This is a genomic window from Clostridium sp., from assembly GCF_051656525.1.
GTDB lineage: Bacteria > Bacillota > Clostridia > Clostridiales > Clostridiaceae > Clostridium.
Genome location: NZ_JBOGCC010000146.1, coordinates 1 through 5,967, shown reverse-complemented (window position 1 = coordinate 5,967; position 5,967 = coordinate 1). Strand labels below are relative to the sequence as shown.

At 29.5% G+C, this 5,967-nt stretch carries 4 protein-coding genes; 3 read left to right on the top strand and 1 reads right to left on the bottom strand.

Annotated features, from left to right (window positions below; all coding sequences use genetic code 11):
• Together ACRDDY_RS07370 and ACRDDY_RS07365 are read left to right on the top strand one after the other, a co-directional pair.
• A partial coding sequence (locus tag ACRDDY_RS07370; protein WP_438564303.1) for an SH3 domain-containing protein occupies window positions 1-1,820 on the top strand: 1,820 nt, incomplete at its 5' end.
• A gap of 150 nt (window positions 1,821-1,970) precedes the next feature.
• Window positions 1,971-4,895 (top strand): SH3 domain-containing protein, encoded by a 2,925-nt coding sequence (locus ACRDDY_RS07365; protein WP_438564302.1) that lies wholly within the window; start codon window positions 1,971-1,973, stop codon window positions 4,893-4,895.
• 183 nt (window positions 4,896-5,078) lie between these two features.
• Here ACRDDY_RS07365 and ACRDDY_RS07360 read toward each other — a convergent pair whose 3' ends face one another.
• On the bottom strand, window positions 5,079-5,393 hold the full coding sequence (locus tag ACRDDY_RS07360) for a DUF3784 domain-containing protein (protein ID WP_438564301.1): 315 nt from the start codon (window positions 5,391-5,393) through the stop codon (window positions 5,079-5,081).
• A gap of 279 nt (window positions 5,394-5,672) precedes the next feature.
• On the opposite strand from ACRDDY_RS07360, the gene ACRDDY_RS07355 reads away from it, so the two are divergent.
• Window positions 5,673-5,967 (top strand): hypothetical protein (locus ACRDDY_RS07355; protein WP_438564300.1); only part of this gene is annotated, 295 nt, incomplete at its 3' end.

The window sequence follows — 5,967 nt, the reverse complement described above, 5'->3', positions numbered from 1 at the left end:
CAATACAAAGTGGACCAACATGGAGCTCTACGTATTTAGGTGATATACAAAATGGAACAAAAGTAAATATAATAGGGCAAAGTGGAGACTGGTATGAAGTAGAAAATGGAGCAGGAACAGCATGGGTATTAAAATATAGGGTTAATATAGGAGCTGAACTAAAAGTTTTAGGAACAGGGATTGTAGATTTTAATGGAGGGACAGCTACAGCAATACAGAGTGGTCCAACATGGGATTCAAGCCTCGAAGGAGAACTAACTAATGGTACGGAAGTAAGTATAGTTGGAGAAAAAGGAGATTGGTTTGAAATAAAAAATGGAAATGGGTTAGCATGGATATTAAAAAATAGAGTTGATAATGGTATAGGAGCTAAAGTTATACAGACAGGACTTATAAATTTTGAAGGATATACACATACAGCAATACAAGATGGACCAACATGGGATTCAAACTTTGCAGGTGATATACAAAATGGAACATTAGTTAAGATAATTGGAGAGAGTGGAGATTGGTACAAAATAGAAAATGGAAATGGTATTGCATGGGTACTAAAATATAGAGTTAATACGAAAGTACATCAAGTTTTAGGTAGTGGAGTAATAACTTTTGTAGGAGGACCATATACAGATATCGTTAGTGGGCCATCATGGGATTCAAACTTTGCAGGAGAATTAACGAATGGAACAAAAGTAATTATAGTAGGAGAAAAAGGTTCATGGTATGAAATAGAAAATGGTGATAATGTAGCATGGGTATTAAAAGATAGAGTTAATACTAGTTTAAATCAAGGATTATTAAATCCAATAATAAAAACAGGATATGTTAAATTTGGTGGTGGAGATTTTACAGATATTGTTAGTGGGCCATCATGGAATTATAATTTTGTAGGTCAGATAAATAATGGAACAAAAATTTCTATTATTGGAGAAGAAGGATCTTGGTATAAAATAGAATATAAAAATGGAACAGCATGGGTATTAAAAGATAGAGTAAGCTTTAATAAACCGGAAGGAAATACAACATATAATTATATTAATTATGGTACATCTATGAGTAACTATATAAATGAAGAGGTACAAGATTATATAAATTGCTTTGGTGGTGACTTAAGTCAAAGTCAAATTGATACTGCAAGAGAAGAGATAACAAACGCAGTTAATCCAGCAGATGCATCTACAAAATATGAATTTTTAAGAGTTGATAAATATAGACCGGTAAATGTTCAAAAATTCCAAGAACTTTTACAAGGAAAAGGAGTATTTTCAGGACAAGCACAAGGATTTATAAATGCGGCTAAAGAATATAATTTAGATCCAGTATATTTATTAGCACAATCTGCATTAGAAACTGGTTGGGGAACTAGTAATTTTGCTCAAGGTATAACAATAACACAGATAGCAAATGAAAATGCACCAATATATCAAGATGGTAATTTAGTAGGTTATCAAATGATAAACTTACCACAACCAGTAACAGTATATGATTTATTTGGAATAGGTGCAGATGACTCAAATGGGTATTTTCCAAATAAGGCAACTATTTTAGGAACAACGTATGCATATAATCATGGATGGACAAGTGTTGCAAGTGCACTAAAAGGAGCAGCACAGTTCTTATCAGAAAATTATGTTCATAATCCTGATATAGCACAAAATACTCCATTTGAAATAAGATATATAGATGCACCGGCAGGTGATATATGGCATCAATATGCATCAGAAGTAAATTATGGAGAGGAAATAGCAGGAATAATAGCACAAAATAGTGATTTATATTTAAGTTCAGATAACTTTACTTTTGATATACCAAGTTTTTCATAAGAAAAACCCAACAAAATTTTGAATTTTGTTGGGTTTTTATTAATTAAAAATAAACAAATTCACCAAAAAGTTTGAGAATGTTCATTTAAAGTTAATTTTAAAATGATACCTTTATACATAAATGTTATAAAAATGAAATGAGGGTAAATAATGAATAAAAACAAACTTAAATCGATTATAGCTATTGGATGCATCATGGGAGCATTAATAACTATAAAACCAATTGCATCATATGGACAAACACTAAATAGTAAAGGAACCCAATCTGAAAAAAGTACAAAGATTGAAAAGGAAAAAGCAAGTGTAGAATTAAAACAAATAAATATATTTACAGGAAAAGAAGTAAAAACTACACAAAAACAAAGAGCTCAGCAATTTAGTATTATATTTAATGGGGACAATCATAATAATTATTTTAATAATAAGAATTTAGATCCTAAAATGAGACAAACAGAGTTCCATTCACAAACACAGGAAAAGCTATATAATTATTTAATGAATCCTGATAATAGATGGGCAGCAGAAGATCAAGCTGTAGGAGCTCATGGTGGAGTATTAGATAATAACTGTGTATTTTTTGTTTCATCGGCTCTTAGAAATATAGGTATAAAAATACCAATGGATATAGGATATACAACAAACTTAGAAAGAGAATTAACTTCTTTAGGTTGGGAAAGAGAAACAGATTTAAGTACTTTAGAAGCAGGAGATATATGTTTTGCAGGGCAAGCTCACACATATGTATTTATGGGGTGGGCAAATAAGGCTGAAGGAATAGCATGGATTGCAGATAATCAGTATTCATGGTATGGTTCAAATTTCCATCCAAGAGATAGTCATGAAGTTGATGCAAATGATACAAGTAAAACAACTTGTTATTATAGATTACCAGGAAATGTTGATATTGGTGGACCAAATAATGTACCTGATATGCCAGAAAATTATAACTATGATATAGGAACTTCAAAGGGAAGTATTAATGTAAGACAAAATCCAACAACAGATTCAAGTATAGTTGGAACATTAACTTATGGAGAAAGAGTTAAAATTGTAGGTAAAACAGGAGATTGGTTTAAAATTAGATATAATAAGCAATATGCTTATGTATATGCACCATTAATAAATGGACAAGCACCTGATTTTTCAAGTCCATATGAGAATGTAACAGATTTAAATAAAAAGGGATATATAAATTTTGATGGAGGAAATTATACATGTAGTCAAGATGGACCAACTTGGTATAATAAAACTATAATAAATTTATATAATGGAACAGCTGTAAAAGTAACTGGAGAAGCGAATGGATGGTATAGAGTAAATTATTATACAGCAGATGATACAGTATCTCAAAAATCAGTTTGGGTGCCAAAAAGTAGAGTAGATATTTTAAATAGTGAAATTAAAGGAACTGGAACTGTAAATGGGACATCAGGAAATTATACTTATGTAAGAACAGGTCCTTCATGGACAGGAACAAGTACAGTTGGAAGTATAAATAAAGGAATTACAGTAAATATTCTTGGAAAAAGTCATGGATGGTATAAAATAGCTTACGACGGAACAGAGGCATGGATTCCAGGAAATAGATTAAATACAAGTTTAAATAAAAATGAAAAAGTTATAAGTAGTGGATTTATAAATAACGGAAGTGTAGGACATACAGCTATTCAAGCAGGACCATCATGGAATGATGATTATATAGGTGATTTAAACAATGGAACAAAAGTAGAAGTTGTTTCAAATTATAATGGATGGACAGAAATAAATTATAAAAATTCTACAGCATGGGTACCAAGTTACAGAATTCAAGATTCAAATGTAGTAGGAATAGGAACAGGAACAGTTGACTTTAAAAATGGGCCATACACATATGTAATGAGTGAAAATTCATGGAATGGAAATGTAGTAGGGTCATTAAATAATGGAACAAGTGTAAATATATTAGCTAAAAAAGGTGGCTGGTATAAAATAGAGTACAAAAATTCTACAGCATGGATATTAGGAAATAGATTAGATACAAGTTTAAATTGTAATCAAAAAGTATTGTCAGAAGGATATATAAACAATGGAAGTGTAGGATATACAGCTATTCAAAGTGGACCATCATGGAATGATGATTATATAGGTGATTTAAACAATGGAACAAAAGTAGAGGTTGTCTCAAATTATAATGGATGGACAGAGATAAATTATAAAAATTCTACAGCATGGGTACCAAGTTACAGAATTCAGGATTCAAATATAGTAGGAATAGGAACTGGAAAGGTAGATTTTAAAAATGGACCATACACATACGTAATGAGTGAAAATTCATGGAATGGAAATGTAGTAGGTTCATTAAATAATGGAGTAAGTGTAACTATATTAGCTAAAAAAGGTGGCTGGTATAAAATAGAATATAAAGATGAAACAGCATGGATCCTAGGTAATAGATTAGATACAAGTTTAAATTGCAATCAAAAAGTATTATCAGAAGGATATATAAATAATGGAAGCGTAGGATATACAGCTATTCAAAGTGGACCATCATGGAATGATGATTATATAGGTGATTTAAATAATGGAACAAAAGTAGAAGTTGTAGGAAGTTATAATGGATGGACAGAAATAAATTATAAAAATTCTACGGCGTGGGTGCCAAGTTATAGGATTAAAAATTCAAATGCAATAGGTACAGGAATAGTAGACTTTAAAAATGGACCATACACGTATATAATGGATCAAAGTTCATGGAATGGAAATGTAGTAGGGTCATTAAATAATGGAACAAGTGTAAATATATTAGCTAAGAAAAATGGTTGGTATAAAATAGAATATAAAAATTCTACAGCATGGATATTAGGAAATAGATTAGATACAAGCTTAAATTGTAATCAAAAAGTTATAAGAACTGGTAAAATAAATAATGGAAGTACTGGATACACATATGTTCAAAGTGGGCCATCATGGAAAGATGATCATATAGGAAATTTAGATAATGGAACAAAAGTAGAAGTTGTTGGAAGTTATAATGGATGGACAGAAATAAACTTTAAAAACTCTACAGGATGGTTACCTAGTGAAAGAGTTGAGTAAAAACTTTAGGTATAGATAAATTTTATAGGTATATAAAATTAAAAATGGACAAAACTATAAATAACCTTCATAGGCAGAAGGTTAGGGTTTAGCATTAAGAGGCTGCATAATATATGTAGTCTCTTTTCATAGGAAGTGTGATAAAAGCGTAGTGGTTAAGCTAGTTTTAACTACTACGCTTTTTTATTTTTTGCATTTAAAGTGAAGGTTGTAAATACATATAATTAAACAGGAAAATAAAGCTAAGAGTTGAAATGTTAAAATAATATAAAAAGTTTGAGTTATAAAAGAAATAATAGTAAGAAAAATTATAAAAAGACCAGAGTAAAAAAATGGTTTTCCAATAAAAATAGAAACTTTATTTTTATCATGGACATTAGGATCAAAGTTACTAAGCATATCACCAGCATTAAATTTTACCATAACTCCTCCAAGTAGTGTGAAAAGTCCACCACCCAAAAATCCAATTATAAGAATTGCTAAAAAGTTTTCATTCATAACTTAAATAATCTCCTTTATTGAACATTGAAATGTTTAAGAATTGTTTAAATAATATATTCAACAAATAATTAAAAAATCCTTTAAAGCTTAAAAAATTAAAAACAAAGAATAAATACGAATAATAAAACTTAAAAATGGAAATAAAGTTTGTTATTATACGAAGTATAAAATAAAATTTTTATAAAATGGTTGACTTTGTAAATAACTGGTGCTATCCTAAAATTACCAAGGGATAATATGTAAAAGAGAAGAAAGGTATTATTGGAGGGCGAAGAAATGGCTTTAGTTAGAACTATATTTGTTGAAAAAAAAGAAAAGTTTGATGTAGAAGGGAAATTACTTTTAGAAGATTTAAGAGAGAATTTATCAATCCAAGGATTAAAGAAGGTAAGAGTTATAAATAAGTATCTTATTGGTGATATAAGTGAAGAATTTTATAAAAAAAGTATAAAAACTATTTTTTCAGAGTTACCTGTAGATAATATTTATGAAGAAAATTTAAATTTAGATTTAAATGAAAAAGTTTTTGGAGTGGAGTTTTTACCAGGACAGTATGATCAGAGAGCAGATT